This window comes from Streptomyces sp. NPDC048664, from assembly GCF_040650555.1.
Classification (GTDB): domain Bacteria; phylum Actinomycetota; class Actinomycetes; order Streptomycetales; family Streptomycetaceae; genus Streptomyces.
Genome location: NZ_JBEZHK010000002.1, coordinates 229,062 through 244,543 on the forward strand (window position 1 = coordinate 229,062; position 15,482 = coordinate 244,543).

At 72.5% G+C, this 15,482-nt stretch carries 17 protein-coding genes; 11 read left to right on the top strand and 6 right to left on the bottom strand.

The window, feature by feature from the left end; all coding sequences use genetic code 11:
- Positions 1 to 13 precede the first annotated feature (13 nt).
- Positions 14 to 949: a M56 family metallopeptidase gene (locus AB0C59_RS02935; protein ID WP_363000357.1), complete on the bottom strand. Its 936-nt coding sequence runs from the start codon at positions 947 to 949 to the stop codon at positions 14 to 16.
- Positions 950 to 1,038: 89 nt separating this feature from the next.
- Positions 1,039 to 1,590, bottom strand: coding sequence for a DUF5134 domain-containing protein (locus tag AB0C59_RS02940; RefSeq protein ID WP_363000358.1), 552 nt, complete (start codon positions 1,588 to 1,590; stop codon positions 1,039 to 1,041).
- Positions 1,591 to 1,728: 138 nt separating this feature from the next.
- Here AB0C59_RS02940 and AB0C59_RS02945 point away from each other — a divergent pair, with 138 nt between their 5' ends.
- Both AB0C59_RS02945 and AB0C59_RS02950 read left to right on the top strand, forming a co-directional pair.
- Complete coding sequence (locus AB0C59_RS02945) at positions 1,729 to 3,393, top strand: FUSC family protein (protein WP_363000359.1); 1,665 nt, start codon at positions 1,729 to 1,731, stop codon at positions 3,391 to 3,393.
- A complete protein-coding gene (locus AB0C59_RS02950) occupies positions 3,390 to 4,004 on the top strand; it encodes a MarR family transcriptional regulator (RefSeq protein ID WP_363000360.1) in 615 nt (204 codons plus the stop codon). Before AB0C59_RS02945 ends, AB0C59_RS02950 begins: the two co-directional genes overlap by 4 nt.
- On the opposite strand, the gene AB0C59_RS02955 is transcribed toward AB0C59_RS02950, so the two are convergent.
- Both AB0C59_RS02955 and AB0C59_RS02960 read right to left on the bottom strand, forming a co-directional pair.
- Positions 4,001 to 4,765, bottom strand: coding sequence for a VOC family protein (locus tag AB0C59_RS02955; protein ID WP_363000361.1), 765 nt, complete (start codon positions 4,763 to 4,765; stop codon positions 4,001 to 4,003). The genes AB0C59_RS02950 and AB0C59_RS02955 overlap by 4 nt on opposite strands.
- 61 nt (positions 4,766 to 4,826) lie before the next feature.
- On the bottom strand, positions 4,827 to 5,219 hold the full coding sequence (locus AB0C59_RS02960; RefSeq protein ID WP_363000362.1) for a VOC family protein: 393 nt from the start codon (positions 5,217 to 5,219) through the stop codon (positions 4,827 to 4,829).
- Positions 5,220 to 5,294: 75 nt separating this feature from the next.
- Between AB0C59_RS02960 and AB0C59_RS02965 the strand changes: the two genes are divergently transcribed.
- Positions 5,295 to 5,834 carry a GNAT family N-acetyltransferase gene (locus tag AB0C59_RS02965; RefSeq protein WP_363000363.1) on the top strand — a complete coding sequence of 180 codons (540 nt, stop codon included), beginning with the start codon at positions 5,295 to 5,297 and terminating at the stop codon, positions 5,832 to 5,834.
- Positions 5,835 to 5,875: 41 nt separating this feature from the next.
- On the opposite strand, the gene AB0C59_RS02970 is transcribed toward AB0C59_RS02965, so the two are convergent.
- Entirely contained in the window at positions 5,876 to 6,559 is a 684-nt protein-coding gene (locus AB0C59_RS02970; protein ID WP_363000364.1) for a glycerophosphodiester phosphodiesterase family protein, read from the bottom strand.
- Positions 6,560 to 7,097: 538 nt separating this feature from the next.
- Between AB0C59_RS02970 and AB0C59_RS02975 the strand changes: the two genes are divergently transcribed.
- The 4 genes from AB0C59_RS02975 (at position 7,098) to AB0C59_RS02990 (ending at position 11,288) form a co-directional block, all read left to right on the top strand.
- On the top strand, positions 7,098 to 8,492 hold the full coding sequence (locus tag AB0C59_RS02975; RefSeq protein ID WP_363000365.1) for a DUF6421 family protein: 1,395 nt from the start codon (positions 7,098 to 7,100) through the stop codon (positions 8,490 to 8,492).
- Between the two features lie 53 nt (positions 8,493 to 8,545).
- On the top strand, positions 8,546 to 9,298 hold the full coding sequence (locus AB0C59_RS02980) for an SDR family NAD(P)-dependent oxidoreductase (RefSeq protein ID WP_363000615.1): 753 nt from the start codon (positions 8,546 to 8,548) through the stop codon (positions 9,296 to 9,298).
- On the top strand, positions 9,295 to 10,365 hold the full coding sequence (locus AB0C59_RS02985) for a low specificity L-threonine aldolase (RefSeq protein ID WP_363000366.1): 1,071 nt from the start codon (positions 9,295 to 9,297) through the stop codon (positions 10,363 to 10,365). The genes AB0C59_RS02980 and AB0C59_RS02985 overlap by 4 nt, the downstream gene beginning before the upstream one ends.
- A 230-nt stretch (positions 10,366 to 10,595) precedes the next feature.
- Positions 10,596 to 11,288: a phenylalanine--tRNA ligase beta subunit-related protein gene (locus tag AB0C59_RS02990; RefSeq protein WP_363000367.1), complete on the top strand. Its 693-nt coding sequence runs from the start codon at positions 10,596 to 10,598 to the stop codon at positions 11,286 to 11,288.
- Between the two features lie 30 nt (positions 11,289 to 11,318).
- Here AB0C59_RS02990 and AB0C59_RS02995 read toward each other — a convergent pair whose 3' ends face one another.
- Positions 11,319 to 12,047, bottom strand: coding sequence for a lysophospholipid acyltransferase family protein (locus tag AB0C59_RS02995; protein WP_363000368.1), 729 nt, complete (start codon positions 12,045 to 12,047; stop codon positions 11,319 to 11,321).
- Positions 12,048 to 12,289: 242 nt separating this feature from the next.
- On the opposite strand from AB0C59_RS02995, the gene AB0C59_RS03000 reads away from it, so the two are divergent.
- The 4 genes from AB0C59_RS03000 to AB0C59_RS03015 all read left to right on the top strand — a co-directional run bounded on the left by AB0C59_RS03000 (position 12,290) and on the right by AB0C59_RS03015 (position 15,423).
- A complete protein-coding gene (locus AB0C59_RS03000; RefSeq protein ID WP_363000369.1) occupies positions 12,290 to 12,622 on the top strand; it encodes a thioredoxin family protein in 333 nt (110 codons plus the stop codon).
- Between the two features lie 240 nt (positions 12,623 to 12,862).
- Positions 12,863 to 13,384: a flavin reductase family protein gene (locus AB0C59_RS03005; protein WP_363000370.1), complete on the top strand. Its 522-nt coding sequence runs from the start codon at positions 12,863 to 12,865 to the stop codon at positions 13,382 to 13,384.
- A gap of 234 nt (positions 13,385 to 13,618) precedes the next feature.
- A complete protein-coding gene (locus AB0C59_RS03010; protein ID WP_363000371.1) occupies positions 13,619 to 14,404 on the top strand; it encodes an electron transfer flavoprotein subunit beta/FixA family protein in 786 nt (261 codons plus the stop codon).
- A gap of 56 nt (positions 14,405 to 14,460) precedes the next feature.
- Positions 14,461 to 15,423, top strand: coding sequence for an electron transfer flavoprotein subunit alpha/FixB family protein (locus AB0C59_RS03015; RefSeq protein ID WP_363000372.1), 963 nt, complete (start codon positions 14,461 to 14,463; stop codon positions 15,421 to 15,423).
- Positions 15,424 to 15,482: the final 59 nt, after the last annotated feature.

Sequence of the window (15,482 nt, forward strand, 5' to 3'; positions counted from 1 at the left end):
GCCCGCCAGGCTCCTAGTGCAGAGCGTGCAGTCCCGGGACGAACGCGACCAGCACGGGGATCGCCGGCACCAGCGCGGCCGTCGCCGTCAGCCGCAGTCGTCGCGCCGCCGGGAGGCGGTCGGCGGGGGTGAGCAGTCGGCGGACACGGTGCGGGACATGGGCGTGCGGGGTGGGGCAGGGGCCGAACACCCCCTTGCCCTCGTTGAGTTCGACCAGGGCGAGCGCGGTCGTGAGGCGGCCGTGGCGTCGCGAGGCCGTGTCGTCCGCGGCGAGTTCCACCAGGCGGTGCATCTCCTCGCGGAACGCGGCGAACACCGGCACCTGCGGAAAGCCGTTCGCCAGCGCGGCGGACGAGTGCAGCAGCCAGTCGTGCCGGGCCCGGGCGTGCCCTTGCTCGTGGGCGAGCACGGCGTCCAGGCGCGAGCCCTTGAGGCGGCGCAACGCACCCGTGGTGATGACCAGTTGGGGGGACGGTCCGGGCAGCCACCAGGCGTCCGCGCGTTCCCCCTCCAGGATCGTCAGGCGGTCGCCGGCCGGTTCCTCGCCCGGCAGCAGCGGCGACCTGACGAGCAGCTCCGCACGGTCACGGCGCCGCCGCGAGCGCGCGCGGACGACCTCGCGCACCAGCATCGCCGCGGTCCACGCGCCGCCGCAGGCGAGCGCCACGGCCGTGGGCGCGGCCCAGGCGCTCGCGCCGCCGAACGCGTAGGCGGCCACGACCGGACTCGGCGCGGAGGCGAACACATGGCCGCGCACCGCGGCCCAGGCGGCCGCCGCGCTCAGCGTCATCGACAACGCGCAGCACACCAGCACGGCCACCACGACGCACTGCCACACCCACAGGGCGACCACGGGTTCCCGGTCCGGCCAGTTCGCGCGAGCGAGCAGCCGCGGAGCGAGAACGGCGGTCAGGGCGCCGAGCAGCAGCAGTGCCGCGGGGACCATCATGGGCCGCAGCCTATGAGCGGGGCGTCGTCGCGGGATACGTGATGCGAAGGCAAGTGACGTACGCCACGGGCGTGGCGCGTGCCCGCGGTTCAGACGGCGAGGAGCATCGCCAGCATCGCCATCGCCATGGCCAGACGGCAGGCGAGGGCGAGTTCCGGCCGGTCGCCCCAGCCGACGGCGCGCCCGCCCACGCCCCCGCCCGCGGCCGGTGCGGCGACCGGGACCAGCCGCACCCCGGACCACAGCACGTACCCGGCGAAGTACGCCAGCAGCACCCCCGTCACGGGAGCCGTGCCGCCGCCGTGGCCGTGACGGCCCCCGGCCGCCATCGCGGCCGCCATGTAGGCCATCGCGAACGCCCCCACCAGATGGTGCAGATGGTGCGCGCTCCCGCGTGCGGTGGCCAGTGTCCGCACCGCGACGGTGCCGAACACCACGGCGTAGGCGATCCACGCCCAGCGCGGCGGCTCGACCACGGTGGCGGGCAGGGCCATCACCGCCATCGCGAACCCCATCAGAGCCTCGCCCCCCGCGGCCCGGCGCTGCTCCTCCAGCCTGCTGCGCATCCGCAGCAGGCAGTAGGCCCCGGTCGCCGCGCACAGCGCGACCAGCAGCCAACCGGGCGAAGTCGGTCCGTGCACCGCGCACCTCCCCGCTCCACGGTCTCGGACGGTCACGAGGGGCATGCCCGTCACCATCGGTGCGCACGCGAGCGCATGGGGGTACGGGGAGCGCATGGAGGCTCATTTACCTGTAAAACACTTGCTAAGCTTCTCGTCATGAGCAGCACGGCCCCCGGAACCCCCCGCAGGACCCGAGTCCACCCCCTCCCGCTGTCCGGGCTGCTGCGCCCGGGCAGGCCCTCGGAGATCTGGTTCAAACCCGCCCTCAGCGTGGCGGCCGCCGTCGCCCCGCCGAACCTCGCCCTGCTCGCCCTCGGCCGCCTCGACCTGGCGGTCTACACGATGGCCGGCTCCCTCTGCGCCCTGTACGCGCACCACCGCCCCTATGCCGCCCGCGCCCGGGTCCTGGCCGCGGTCGCCCTCGGCATGCTCGGCGGTCTCGCGGTCGCCCTCGTCACCGCCTCGCTGACCACCGACGCGGTCCTGCTCGTGACCGTCGGCGCGCTGCTCGCGGCCGGGCAGAAGGCCCTGTGCGACGTGACCGTGGTCGGACCGCCGGGGAACGTGATCTTCACCTTCGTGTCGTCGGCGGCACTGTTCGCCCCGCAGTCCCTCGGCCAGGTGCCCGCCCACCTGGCTCTCGCGGCCGCGGCGGGAGCCTGGGCATGGCTCGTGGGCATGGCCCCCGGGCTGCTCAGGCCGTACGGTCCCGAGCGGCGTGCCACCGCCTCGGCGCTGAGTGCCGCCGCCGCGTTCGTCGAGACCGGGACGGCCGGCGCACGGGCCGAAGCCGCGGCCGCCGTGCACGGAGCCTGGCGGTCGCTGCTCACCGCGGGCGCACCCACCGGCCTACGGCACGCCCTGGGACAACTCGTCGTCCGGGCCGAGATCGCGCTGGCGGCACCCCTGGACAGCGACCCGGAGCGACTGCGCTCCTGGGCCCGCGCCCTGCGCGGCACCGCCGGAGAGCAGCTCGGCGCGGCGGACGAGCGGGACGAGCGGGACCCGAGGCACCGTCTGTCGCGCCCGACGCCCGCCCCGTCAGCACCGGCCGCCCCCGCCGCGCCGCGCACCCGATGGTCCTCGGTCGCCCCACTCGCGCTGCGCACCGCGCTCGGCTGCGCGTCGGCCGGATACGCCTCGCTCGCGCTGGGCGTCGGCCGCCCCTACTGGGCGCTGGTCACCGCGGCCTCGCTCTACCAGGCCAACGTCACCCTCACCTGGAGTCGCGGCGTCCAACGGGTCGTCGGCAATCTCGCGGGTGTCCTCCTCTTCGCCGCTCTGGCCCCCCTGGCCCACGCGAGTCAGGCGGCCCTCGTGCTGTGCGGCGTGGCCCTCGCCTTCGGCGCCGAGGCGCTGATCAGCCGCAACTACTGGCTGGGCAGCGTCTGTGTGACCCCGATGGCCCTGTTCATCACGGAGTTCGGCCACCCTCAGGAACCCGGCGCCCTGATGACCGACCGGGTCCTGGACTGCGTCCTCGGTGCGCTCGTCGGACTCGTCGCCGCGATCGCCGTCACCAACAGACGGGCGGGCCACCGTCTCGAACGCGCGCTCGACGCCGTGGAGGTGGCCCGTGGGCACGCGGTCCACGCCCTGGCCGCCGAGCATCCCGACCCGGGCGCGCTGGAGGCCGCGCGCCGTCATCTGGCCGCCGCCGTCGTGGAACTGCGGGCCACGGCCGACACCGCGGCCGGCGAGTGGTGGCTGCGCGCCCTGCCCGAGGAGCGTGTGCGGCACGTCGAACAGGCCGGGCACCGTACGCTCGCCGAGGCGGTACGACGGCAGGGTCCGCACACGGGAGAAGGCGTACGGGTATGACGGCAGCGGACGGACGCGCGGAGACGGGGAACGGGGAGAGCGGGCGGGGCCCGGGAAGGGCCGCGGCGCGACCGGGCCTCGACCCGGCGGGTGACATCGTCGCCGCCGTCGTACGCCAGTGGCGGACCGTCCGCCCCGACGTCGACACCGGCCCCATGGAGATCATCGGACGGATCAACCGGTGCGCGGCGCTGTTCCAGCAGGCCGAGGACGCCCCACTGCGCCGCGCGGGGCTCACCCGGCCCGAGTTCGACGTCCTGGGCGCGCTGCGCCGAACGGGTCATGAACTGACACCCGGTGACCTCGCCCGGGAGACGTTCGCCTCCGGAGCCGCCGTGACCAAACGCCTCAAGCAGTTGACCGAACGGGGCCTGATCGAGCGGCGCGGCGACACCAGGGACCGCCGCGTCGCCCATGTCCGGCTCACCGAGGCGGGCCGCGACATCGTCGACGGCGTCCTGCCCGAGCAGCTCTCCTACGAGAAGGCGGTCCTGTCCGGCCTGCACGACGACGGCCGGCGCGACCTGGCCGCGCTGCTCGCCGAACTGCTCGTCCAACTGGAAGGCAGGCTGGGAGTACCCCGGGGCACACCTCCCTCGGACAGGCCCTAGTGTTCGTGGTCCACCGCGTGCACGCCGAACAACGCGCCCTGCGGGTCCTTGAGGATCGCTATGCGCGGCCCGTGCGGCACCGTCGTCGGCTGGGTCAGCACGATGCCGCCCGCGCGCACCGCCGCGTCCGCGGTCAGGTCGACGTCCTCGACGGCGAAGTACGGCAGCCAGTGCGAGGGCACCTCGTGCGGGAACCCCTCGCCCATCTCCAGCATGCCGCCGAAGTCGGCGCCGTCGATGCCCCACTGCGTGTACTCCTCCAGGGGGTGCACCGTCCAGCCGAAGACCGCCGTGTAGAAGTCGGTGACCTCCGCGGGCGCGCGGGTCAGCAGTTCGACCCAGCCGAGCGATCCGGGAGCGTTGAACACCCCCGCGCCGGTGAAGGCGCGCGGCTGCCACATCTGGAAGACGGCGCCGCCCGGATCGCGGGCGACCGTGAGCCGGCCCGCGTCGAAGATGTCCCTCGGCATCAGGATCACCGTGCCGCCGGCCTCCCGCACCGCCTCGGCCGCCTTGTCCGCGTCGGTGACCGAGAACGCCACGTTCCAGGCGACGGGTTGCGTGTCCTGGTAGCGGGGCGACATCGCCGCCACCGGCGCGTCGCCCAGTCGGGCGACCGTGTACCCGCTCGCCTCCTGACGTGGATCGGTCCGGGTCCGCCAGCCGAACAGGTCGGCGTAGAACCGCCCCGCCGCCTCCAGGTCGCTGGTCCCCAGCTCCGTCCAGCAGGGTCCGTCGGTCACCGGCTTGTCGAGCTTCATGAGCCGCCTCTCGTGTCGCGGGTCCCCCCTGGCAGGCTATGTCCGAGGCCGGTCGGCGGCATCAGATCCCGGGGCGGTACCGCAGGGGGTGGTCGGCCGGGATCTGCACGAGCACGATCCGGGTGCCGTCCGGGTCCTCGATCCACATCTCGATCAGGCCCCACGGCTCCCGCACGGGCGGCCGGACGATCCGGACCCCGGCGTCGGCCAGTTCCCCGTGGGCGGCCGCCACGTCCTCGACCTGGAGCCAGAGCCTGAGCGCGGGGGAGGCGGGAGCGTCGCCCCGGCCCGACACCTCAAGGAATCCACCGCCGAGGAAGTACACGACGCCGCGATCCGGGCCGGTGCCGAACTCCCGGTGGACCGGGAGGCCGAGCATCTCGCCGTAGAAGGCCCGGGAGCGCTCCGGGTCGACGGGGCGCAGGAGTACCCGGCTGCTCAGTACATGGACCATGCGTCCGGAGCCTACCGGCGGGGCTACCCTCGTCGGTGTCCGCGCCGCGCCACCACCAGCCGGAGGAAGCCGTCCATGGAGAGCGCCACCACCGCCCCGACCTTCCGTGACGCGACCGGGTCCGACGTCGACGCCCTGGTCGCGCTGATCGAGTCCGCCTACCGGGGTGACGCCAGCCGGGCCGGCTGGACCACCGAGGCGGACATCCTCAAGGGGCGCCGCACCGACCGCGACAGGATCCGCGCGATCGTCCAGGAACCCGGCAGCCGGATGCTCCTCGCCGAGCGCGGCGGGGAGACGGTCGCCTGCTGCCAGCTCGAACATCGCGGTGAGCACGCCTACTTCGGCATGTTCGCGGTCAGCCCCGCGCTCCAGGGGGCGGGCCTGGGCAAGGTGGTCCTCGCCGAGGCGGAGCGCTCGGCGCGCACGGTCTGGGGGGTTTCCCAGATGCGGATGACCGTGATCTCGGTCCGCGACGAACTCATCGCCTGGTACGAGCGGCGCGGCTACCGCCGTACGGGTCAGATGTCGCCGTTCCCGTACGGCGATGAGCGCGTCGGCATCCCGCAGCGCGACGACCTGCAGTTCGAACTGCTGGTCAAGCCGCTGACCTGACCTGGCCCGGGCGGGGCCGGAGCACGGATCGGCGGCGCGGGTCAGGCGGTGAAGCGGCCGGTCCGCTTGATCTCCGGGTAGTCCGTGGTCGCCCCGTCCAGTTCGAGGGCGCGCACCAGGCGCAGCTGGTCCAGGGTGTTGACGACCCAGCCGTAGATCCTCAGGTCGGCCTTGCGCGCCCGCTCGACGACCTCCAGGGTCAGCCGGCGGATGTTCAGGCAGAGCGCCGCGGCACCGGACTCGACGGCGCGGTCCACGACGTCGGTCCCGTAGCGGCTGGCGACCAGCGCGGTGCGCACACCGGGCACGAGGCGGGCGATCTCGGTGATCGCCTCGTCGTGGAACGACAGCACCTCGACGCGCCCGACCAGGTCACGGCGGCGCATGACCTCGGCCAGCGCCTGCGCCGCGGCGACGTCCTTGATCTCCGCCTGGAGCGGTGCCCCCACCGTGTCGAGGACCTCCTCGAAGACGGGAACGCGCTCACCGCGCCCCGCGTCGAGCGCGCGCAGTTCGGCGAGGGTCCGTTCGGCGATCGGCCCCGTGCCGTCGGTCGTGCGGTCCACGTCGGCGTCGTGCATGACGACGAGGGCGCCGTCCTTGCTCAGATGGAGATCGAGTTCGATCACGTCGAGGCCCGCGCGCTCGGCGGCGACGAACGACCGGAGCGTGTTCTCGGGCTCGACGCCCATGACTCCGCGGTGACCGATGGTGAGGAAGTTCAAGGTTCAACTCGCTTCCGTCGACGGCGGGCTCGGCTGCCGCGCGGCGCTGCCGTACCGGCGCGGCTGGGCGCAGCCTAGTGGTCCTGCTCCCCGCTGAACCCGCCCCTGCGCGAGGCAATGGGGGCGCGGCGCGGGGGAAATCCGACGGCGCCACCGGTTGCGCCTCACCCTTCCGTGGGCGCGTCAAACATGTGTTGACTCGGGCGGTGGCCCGGGCGGGCTCCCGCGCCGGCGCCGGGGCGTCCGTGCGTGGCTGGACTTCGCCGTCGGGTTCGCGGCCTCCCGGTACCGCGGCGCCGGCGGGCTCCGCCCCGGCCGCCTCGCGGAGGCGGGGATTCCGGTGAGCCGGATCACTTCGCGTCCCGCATGCCCCGCCTCCGGGGCGGGTAGTGACTCTCGTTGTCCCGGTGGCGTACGGCAGGAAAAAGAGCGGCGACGCCGGGGGAGCGCAGGATAATTTCCCGATCGTCCTCTTGCCGGAAGAAACGGTTAACCCATACGGTGTCCTTACGCGAGGTTCTCCCGTGGAGGTTGGGTCATGACGGAAATTCTTGTGCAGGTGGGTGCGGAGGGACAGGTTCCTCCGGAGGGCAGGGTGGTGGATCACCCGGCTTGGCCCGCGCTCAAGGGTGCCGTGGAACAGATCCGGCCATGGCAGTCGGCGGACGGATCCATCGACTTCGACGCCGAGGGCGCGCCCGAGCGCGCGGCGGCCGAGGACGCCGTGCGCCGTGTGGCGGACGCCGTCACCGAGCTCTCGCCGCTCGTCGCGCACGACGCCGCGTACCACGAGGCGCTCGTGAAGGACCTGCGCCGCTGGGCCGACGAGGGCTTCGGCGTCCCGGACTTCCTGGACTCGCTGCTCGCCTTCCACCCCGCGGCCGACCGCCGGGACGGGCTCCAGCACCTGGTCGTCTTCCCGATGTACACGCAGAACGGCAACCCGGACCGCAACCTGGAAGCCGTCGTGCTGCGGATGGTCTGGCCCGAGTGGCTCGCCGAACTCGAGGCCACCCGCTACGACAACCCGCTCTTCTGCGGCATCACCTTCGAGGACTTCACCCCGGGCTACGACACCAACTCGGCGGTCCTCTTCCCGGAGACCATCGCCGTGCGCGAGGCGCCCGCGCGCTTCACCTGGGGCGGCATCTTCTGCGACCGCGAGGCCGCCCGCTTCCGCCGGGTCACCGACGCCGCCGTGGACACCCTGGGCCTGGAGCTGCCCGAGGACATCGCCGCGATGGTGCACGACCAGCAGCGCTGCGAGCAGGCCTTCGTGCTCTGGGACATGGTCCACGACCGCACCCACAGCCACGGCGACCTGCCGTTCGACCCGTTCATGATCAAGCAGCGCCAGCCGTTCTGGATGTACGGCCTGGAGGAGCTGCGCTGCGACCTCACCGCCTTCAAGGAGGCCGTGCGGCTGGAGGCCGACGGCTTCGCGCAGGGCCGCGACGTCCAGTACGCGGTGCTCTTCGACCGCATGTTCCGCTTCCCGCTCACCGGTGACCGCAACCGCAACTACGACGGGCTCGGCGGCCAGCTGCTCTTCGCCTACCTGCACAAGCACGACGTCGTGCGCTGGACGGACAACAAGCTCCACATCGACTGGCAGCGTGCCCCGCAGATCACCAACCAGCTCTGCGGCGAGATCGAGACGCTGTACCGCGAGGGCATCGACCGCCCCAAGCTGGTCCACTGGTTCAAGGCGTACGAGCTGGTCTCCACCTACCTCGCCCCGCACCCGGGCTCCCGCTGGGCCAAGGGCCCGGACGCGCTCGACCTGTCGCTGCCGCCGCGTAAGCTCGTCGACGACGTGCTTCCGGACGAGTTTCCGCTGAGCATGTTCTATGAGGCGCTCCAGAAGAAGCTGAAGAACGTGATCGCCTCGACCAAGGGCATCACGGCACAGAGCGCCGAGCAGGCCGCGTGAGCGACCGCACCGACGCGGCCGAGCAGGAGGCGAACATGGGGAACGGGGAGAACATGGCGAACGGCAACGGACCGCTGAGCGGCGCGGTCATCGCGGTGGCAGGCGCGGGTGGCGCCGCCGGCCGGGCGGTGCTGATGCGGCTGGCCGAGGCGGGCGCGACCGTCGTCGGCTCGGACAACAGCCCGGAGCGGCTGGCCGAGGCCGTCGACGCGGCCCGCTACGCGCACGGCGGCGCCAGCGTCGTGGGCGAGAAGGTCGACCTGCTCGACCTCAAGTCCGTCCGCGACTGGGCGGACCACATCGAGAAGGACTTCGGCCGGGTCGACGGCCTGGTGCACCTGGTGGGTGGCTGGCGCGGCGGAAGCGCCTTCGCGGACACCAGCCTCGCCGACTGGGACATGCTGGAGAAGCCGCTGGTCCGCACGGTGCAGCACACCTCGCTGGCCTTCTTCGACGCCCTCCAGCGCAGCGACCGCGGCCGGTACGTCCTCATCAGCGCCGCCGGCGCGTCCAAGCCGACCGCCGGCAACGCGGCGTACTCCGCCGCCAAGGCCGCGGCCGAGGCGTGGACCCTCGCCATGGCCGACGCCTTCCGCAAGGCCGGGGGCGAGGAGGGTCCCTCCTCCGCCGCCACCGTGCTGGTCGTGAAGGCGCTGGTGCACGACGCGATGCGGGCCGAGCGCCCGAACGCCAAGTTCGCCGGTTTCACCGACGTCAAGGACCTGGCCGAGTCCATCGCCGGGGTCTGGGACACATCCGCCGCCGAAGTGAACGGAAACCGTCTGTGGCTGACCGAGCAGCCGTGAACCCTCCCAGGACCGACGCGTCCCGCCACCACGACCCCGAGGTCCGCGGCTTCGCGAGCGACAACTACGCCGGGGCCCACCCGGAGGTGCTCGCCGCCCTGGCCGTGGCCAACGGCGGGCACCAGGTCGCCTACGGCGAGGACGACTACACGGCGAACCTCCAGCGGATCATCCGCAGCCACTTCGGGGCCACGGCCGAGGCCTTCCCGGTCTTCAACGGCACCGGCGCCAACGTCGTCGCGCTCCAGGCGGTCACCGACCGCTGGGGCGCGGTGATCTGCGCCGAGAGCGCGCACATCAACGTGGACGAGGGCGGCGCCCCCGAGCGCATGGGCGGTCTGAAGCTGCTCACGGTGCCCACGCCGGACGGCAAGCTCACGCCCGACCTGATCGACCGGCAGGCGTACGGCTGGGACGACGAGCACCGCGCGATGCCGCAGGTGGTCTCGATCACCCAGAGCACCGAGCTGGGCACCCTCTACACGCCCGACGAGATCCGCGCGATCTGCGAGCACGCCCACGCGCACGGTATGAAGGTGCACCTGGACGGCTCCCGCATATCCAACGCGGCGGCCTCGCTGAACGTGCCGATGCGGACGTTCACCAACGCCGTCGGGGTCGACATCCTCTCCCTGGGCGGCACGAAGAACGGCGCGCTGTTCGGCGAGGCGGTCGTCGTGCTCAACCAGGACGCGGTCAGCCACATGAAGCATCTGCGCAAGCTGTCGATGCAGCTCGCCTCCAAGATGCGCTTCGTGTCGGTCCAGCTGGAAGCCCTGCTGGCCAGGGACCTGTGGCTGCGCAACGCCCGCCACGCCAACGAGATGGCCCAGCGGCTGGCGGAGGGCGTCCGCGCGGTCCACGGCGTCGAGATCCTCTACCCGGTGCAGGCCAACGCCGTCTTCGCGCGCCTCCCGCACGAGGTGAGCGAGCGCCTCCAGAAGCGTTTCCGCTTCTACTTCTGGGACGAGGCGGCGGGCGACGTCCGCTGGATGTGCTCCTTCGACACCACCGAGGACGACGTGGACGAGTTCGTGTCCGCCCTCAAGGAGGAGATGGCCCGCTAGGCCCTCGGCCTTCGGGCTCGCCAGGGCCTGTGCGGGCAGGACCGCCGAGTGCGCGCGGAGGTGCGGTCGCACGTGAGGGAACCACCTCACGGGCGACCGCTTTTCCGCGTTCCGGGCCCGCGGCCGATCCGGCGGCCCTGGCCCGCACCCTCGCCGGAAGTCCACTGGAGAGGACTTCATGGTCCTGTACAGTGAACCTCGACGCTTCCCACCGCACTCCGAGGCAGGCCATGACGTTCACCCTGACCGTGTCCGACGAGGTCCGCGCCCTCGCGCCCGGCTTCACCCATGTCGCGATCGAGGCGCACGGCCTGGTCAACGGCCCCAGTACCGACGCCACCGCCGCCCTGCTCGACGACGCCACCCGCCGGCTCGCCGCCCGCCTGGACGGCCGCGCGCCGCACGAGGACCCGCACATGGCGGCCTGGCGCGCGGCGTACACGGACTTCGGCGCCAAGCCCTCCCGTACCCGCAACTCCGCCGAGGCGCTGGCCAGGCGTGCCCTGTCGGACGCCGGCCTGCCCCGCATCAACGCCCTCGTGGACCTCTACAACGCGATCAGCGTCGCCCATCTCGTCCCGGTCGGCGGTGAGGACCTCGACCTGATCCAGGGCGCCATGAGGCTCGTACGGGCCGCGGGCGGCGAGGAGTTCGTGACCGCGGCCCAGGGGGCGGAGACCGTCGAGCGCCCGGACGCCGGGGAGGTGGTGTGGCGGGACGACGCCGGCGTCACCTGCCGTCGCTGGAACTGGCGCCAGGGGCCGCGCACCCGGCTCACGGAGGAGTCGGTCTCGGCGCTGTTCCTGCTGGAGAGCCTGCCGCCGATGCCGGTGACCGAGGTCGAGCGGGCCGGGGCCGAACTCGCCGAGCTGCTGGAGAAGTTCAGCCCCGGGGCGCGGGTCACCGTCCACGCCCCGGCCTGACCCCGTGAGGGATCCTGTGAGGGATCCCGGTCAGCGCGCCTTGGCCGCGCTCAGCTGCTCCTGGGTGGGGGCGGTGCCACCGAGGTGCGCCGGCATCCACCAGGTGTCGTCCTGGCCCTTCGGGCGCACGGGGTAGGCGCGCTGCGCCGCCTCCAGCAGCTCCTGCACCCGCTCGCGCAGCTGGCGGGTGAGCGCGCCCGCGTAGGTGTCGCGCGGGGCCTCGACGGGCTCGCCGACCCGCATGGTGATCGGGGTGTGGCTGCGCTTGAAGTTGCGCGGGTGCCCCTTGGTCCACAGGCGCTGGGTTCCCCACAGGGCCATCGGGATCAGCGGCACACCGGCCTCCTGGGCCAGGCGCACGGCACCCGACTTGAAGCCCTTGAGGGTGAAGGACTGCGAGATGGTCGCCTCGGGGAAGACGCCCACGATCTCGCCCGACCTCAGCGAGTCCAGCGCGTGCGCGTACGCCGCCTCGCCCTGCTCGCGATCCACCGGGATGTGCTTCATGGCACGCATCAGCGGCCCGGAGACCTTGTGCCGGAAGACGGAGTCCTTCGCCATGAACCGCACCAGGCGCTTCTGCGGCAGCGCGGCGAAGCCGTTGAAGATGAAGTCCAGATAGCTGATGTGATTGCTGACGAGCACCGCGCCACCCGAGCGAGGGATGTTCTCCGAGCCCTTGCAGTCGATCTTCAGGTCCCATGCTTTGAACATCGTGAGCGCGAGACCGACGACGGGACGGTAGACAAGCTCAGCCATGGGCGGGATGGACCCTTCTCTCTGCCTGGGAAGGGCTTCCCGGCGGAAGTTACGCTGCCGTAGGTTTACGGCCTGTCGCAGATCGTGCCCGAAGAACGCACGGGGGGCCAGTCCTGGTGCCGGTAAGTGGCGAGATCCTCGTCACGTCACCCGAGTGCGCCCGGGAATCACGAGGGTCCGCCGAACGCTGGGGAAGGGGACGGCCGGTGGCGGGCGGGAGAGCGAGCAGGGAGTACGGGAGAGTGGACGTGGACGGACAGGGCGACGGACGGCGGCTCGGCGCGGCCGAGTTGGGTCAGGGGCTCGGTGAGCGGGCGACGCTGGTCCAGTTCTCCAGCGCCTTCTGCGCCCCCTGCCGGGCCACACGGCGGACCCTCGCCGAGGTCGCGGCCATGGTGCCGGGCGTCGCCCATGTGGAGATCGACGCCGAACAGCGGCTCGAACTCGTCCGCGCGCTGGACGTCGTCAAGACGCCGACCGTGCTCGTCCTGGACGCGGCCGGCAGAGTCGTACGACGGGCGGTGGGCCAGCCGCGCACGGCGGACGTCATCGCGGCGCTCGGTACGGCGCTGTGACCCGGTTGATGACGTATCTCCAGGTTCCGGCCCCCACTTGACTGAGGCCGCCCCCTCTCGTCAACCTGACCGTATGCCCCCGGAACCCCTTCTCGTCGAGCGCGACCACGTGGACCCGGCCCGCACCGCCGGTGCCGGCTGTCCGGCCTGTTGAACGGCCACGGACCCGCCCGGCCGCCCGGCGCCGCCGGTGCGGCGGGACCCGCACACCACCCCTCGCACGCGCGGAAGGACACCTCCATGACGGCCCCGTCCGGCCTCGGCGCCCCTCCGCTCGCCCCGTCCGGTCTGCTGCGCTCCGTCTTCCGGCGGCACGCCGCGGGAGTGGCGGTGATCACCGCCCCGGGCGGCGGCGGCCCGGTCGGCTTCACCGCGACCTCCCTCACCTCCGTCTCGGCCGAGCCCGCGCTCGTCTCGTTCGGGATCGGTACCGGCGCCTCCAGCTGGCCCGCCGTATCCGAGGCCGGACACGTCGGTGTGCACATACTCGGTGAGCACCAGGAGGCGCTGGCCGCGGTCTTCGCCACCAGCGGCGCGGACCGTTTCGCCGCGCCCACGGCCTGGCGCGACGGCCCCGAGGGGGTGCCCGTCCTGGACGGCGTGCTCGCCTGGTTGGTGTGCCGCGTGGTGGCGCGGGTGCCCGCCGGGGACCACCGCATCGTGATCGCCGAGGTCGCCCACGGAGACCTCGGCGGGGACCCCGCCGGGGACGGGCGCCCGCTGCTCTACCACCAGGGGCGCTTCAACGCGCTGCGCGACTGACCCCGTTGGCCCTCGGGCTCCGCGCGGCGGGGCGGACGAGCCGCGTGCGCGATTACGCAGCGTTGTCAAGGTCACAGTTCAAAGCGCTTGCTTAGCGGGCAGGTAGTGGGTGTACTGACGAGTAATATTTCGTTCGGAGCGCGGGGTCGCCCCGGACGGGATCGGCCGCTTCAGGCGCCTATGCTGCCTGGAAGAAGGCAGCCAAGAAATGACGATTGCAGTAGGAGAGCCGGCGTGAGCTTGAGGATCGTTGTCACTGTGAAGTACGTGCCCGACGCCACTGGCGACCGGCACTTCGCCGATGACCTGACCGTCGACCGGGACGACGTGGACGGTCTGCTCTCCGAGCTCGACGAGTACGCGGTCGAGCAGGCGCTGCAGATCGCCGAGAACGCCGACGACGCCGAGGTCACCGTCCTGACCGTGGGCCCGGAGGACGCCAAGGACGCGCTGCGCAAGGCTCTGTCCATGGGTGCCGACAAGGCGATCCACGTCGAGGACGACGAGCTGCACGGCACGGACATCATCGGCACCTCCCTGGTGCTCGCCAAGGCCGTCGAGAAGGCCGGCTACGACCTGGTGATCTCCGGCATGGCGTCCACCGACGGCACCGCCGGCGTGGTCCCCGCCCTGCTGGCCGAGCGCCTGGGCGTCCCGCAGGTCACCCTGCTGTCCGAGGTCTCGGTCGAGGGTGGCTCCGTCAAGGGCCGCCGCGACGGCGACACCGCCTCCGAGCAGCTCGAGGCGCAGCTTCCGGCCGTGGTCTCCGTGACCGACCAGTCGGGCGAGGCGCGTTACCCGTCCTTCAAGGGCATCATGGCGGCCAAGAAGAAGCCGGTGGAGTCCTGGGACCTGTCCGACCTGGACATCGACGCCGACGAGGTCGGCCTCGACGGTTCCTGGACCAAGGTCGAGTCCGCCGCCGAGCGTCCGGCGCGCACTGCGGGCACCATCGTCAAGGACGAGGGCGAGGGCGGCAAGCAGCTCGCTGAGTTCCTCGCGAGCCAGAAGTTCATCTAAGGCTCCTCAGCCTGACCGCCCCTCAGACTTCGCAATCCGCAAGGAGATCCTTTCCCATGGCTGAAGTTCTCGTCTACGTCGACCACGTGGACGGTGCCGTCCGCAAGCCCACCCTGGAGCTGCTGACCCTGGCCCGCCGCATCGGCGAGCCCGTCGCCCTCGCCCTCGGTGCCGGCGCGGAGAACACCGCCGCCGCCCTCGCCGAGCACGGTGCCGTCAAGGTCCTCACGCACGACGCGTCGGAGTACGCCGACTACCTGGTCGTCCCGAAGGTGGACGCGCTGCAGGCCGCCTACGAGCAGGTGTCCCCGGCCGCCGTCCTGGTGCCGTCCTCCGCCGAGGGCAAGGAGATCGCGGCCCGCCTCGCGGTCCGCATCGGTTCCGGCATCATCACCGACGCCATCGACCTGGAGTCCGGCGCCGAGGGCCCGGTGGCCACCCAGTCGGCGTTCGCCGCCTCCTTCACCACCAAGTCCCGCGTCTCCAAGGGCACCCCGGTCATCACCGTCAAGCCCAACTCGGCAGCGGTGGAGGCCGCCCCGGCCGCGGGCGCGGTCGAGGCGCTGTCGGTGTCCTTCTCGGACAAGTCGACCGGCACGAAGGTCACCGCCCGTACGCCGCGTGAGTCCACGGGCCGCCCCGAGCTGACCGAGGCCGCGATCGTGGTCTCCGGCGGTCGCGGTGTCAACGGCGCGGACAACTTCGCGGTCATCGAGGCGCTCGCCGACTCGCTCGGTGCGGCCGTCGGCGCCTCGCGCGCCGCCGTCGACGCCGGCTGGTACCCGCACACCAACCAGGTCGGCCAGACCGGCAAGAGCGTGTCCCCGCAGCTGTACATCGCCTCCGGCATCTCGGGCGCGATCCAGCACCGCGCCGGCATGCAGACCTCGAAGACGATCGTGGCGATCAACAAGGACGCCGAGGCGCCGATCTTCGACCTGGTCGACTACGGCGTGGTGGGCGACCTCTTCGACGTCGTCCCCCAGCTGACCGACGAGGTCAAGACCCGCAAGGGCTGACCTCCGGCACCACAGCGAAGCCCCTGCCACCGCCGTCGGCGCGGTCGCGGGGGCTTCGC

What these genes read in the sequence shown, in the direction of transcription:
- AB0C59_RS02935 (WP_363000357.1), bottom strand. Translation starts at nt 949, where the DNA reads ATGATGGTCCCCGCGGCACTGCTGCTGCTCGGCGCCCTGACCGCCGTT.
- AB0C59_RS02945 (WP_363000359.1), top strand. Translation starts at nt 1,729, where the DNA reads ATGAGCAGCACGGCCCCCGGAACCCCCCGCAGGACCCGAGTCCACCCC.
- AB0C59_RS02950 (WP_363000360.1), top strand. Translation starts at nt 3,390, where the DNA reads ATGACGGCAGCGGACGGACGCGCGGAGACGGGGAACGGGGAGAGCGGG.
- AB0C59_RS02955 (WP_363000361.1), bottom strand. Translation starts at nt 4,765, where the DNA reads ATGAAGCTCGACAAGCCGGTGACCGACGGACCCTGCTGGACGGAGCTG.
- AB0C59_RS02960 (WP_363000362.1), bottom strand. Translation starts at nt 5,219, where the DNA reads ATGGTCCATGTACTGAGCAGCCGGGTACTCCTGCGCCCCGTCGACCCG.
- AB0C59_RS02965 (WP_363000363.1), top strand. Translation starts at nt 5,295, where the DNA reads ATGGAGAGCGCCACCACCGCCCCGACCTTCCGTGACGCGACCGGGTCC.
- AB0C59_RS02975 (WP_363000365.1), top strand. Translation starts at nt 7,098, where the DNA reads ATGACGGAAATTCTTGTGCAGGTGGGTGCGGAGGGACAGGTTCCTCCG.
- AB0C59_RS02980 (WP_363000615.1), top strand. Translation starts at nt 8,546, where the DNA reads ATGGCGAACGGCAACGGACCGCTGAGCGGCGCGGTCATCGCGGTGGCA.
- AB0C59_RS02990 (WP_363000367.1), top strand. Translation starts at nt 10,596, where the DNA reads ATGACGTTCACCCTGACCGTGTCCGACGAGGTCCGCGCCCTCGCGCCC.
- AB0C59_RS02995 (WP_363000368.1), bottom strand. Translation starts at nt 12,047, where the DNA reads ATGGCTGAGCTTGTCTACCGTCCCGTCGTCGGTCTCGCGCTCACGATG.
- AB0C59_RS03005 (WP_363000370.1), top strand. Translation starts at nt 12,863, where the DNA reads ATGACGGCCCCGTCCGGCCTCGGCGCCCCTCCGCTCGCCCCGTCCGGT.
- AB0C59_RS03015 (WP_363000372.1), top strand. Translation starts at nt 14,461, where the DNA reads ATGGCTGAAGTTCTCGTCTACGTCGACCACGTGGACGGTGCCGTCCGC.